Source organism: Pseudomonas sp. F1_0610, assembly GCF_047470865.1.
Lineage (GTDB): Bacteria > Pseudomonadota > Gammaproteobacteria > Pseudomonadales > Pseudomonadaceae > JAZDRH01.
Map to the genome: position 1 here is coordinate 1 of NZ_JAZDRH010000091.1, position 374 is coordinate 374.

Annotated in this window: 1 protein-coding gene; it reads right to left on the reverse strand. The window is 36.1% G+C overall.

The features are described 5' to 3' along the window. Positions 1 to 352 (reverse strand): cysteine peptidase family C39 domain-containing protein (locus tag VQ643_RS16350; RefSeq protein WP_414201584.1); only part of this gene is annotated, 352 nt, incomplete at its 3' end. Positions 353 to 374: the final 22 nt, after the last annotated feature.

The following is a 374-nucleotide window of genomic DNA, read 5'->3' on the forward strand; positions in this document are numbered from 1 at the left end:
TTAAAGTTCCTGAGTATTTTTTAGCAAATTCTTCTTTTTCCAGAACTAAAGGTTTATTTAAAGTCAGGTCTTGAATTAAAAAACGATCGCCGTCCACTTTGGCTAAAATAAAATGCTCACCATCCTCACCCCAAACTACCGCAGGTAGTGAAACCATATCTAAGCGTTCAATATCTTTTTTAACCACTTTGGCTTTAAGTTCTAAATGCTTAGCGGCTAATAACCATGTATTTAAATTGAGATATAATTCACCTTCTTCTATAAAACGGTGAGTTATATCGGCCGCATCAACAGAGACGCCATGGTAGTGGGCAATGATAGATAAAGCATGGAGAGAAGTGCTGGGATTCATAGTTATAAATAGTTGAGTTAAG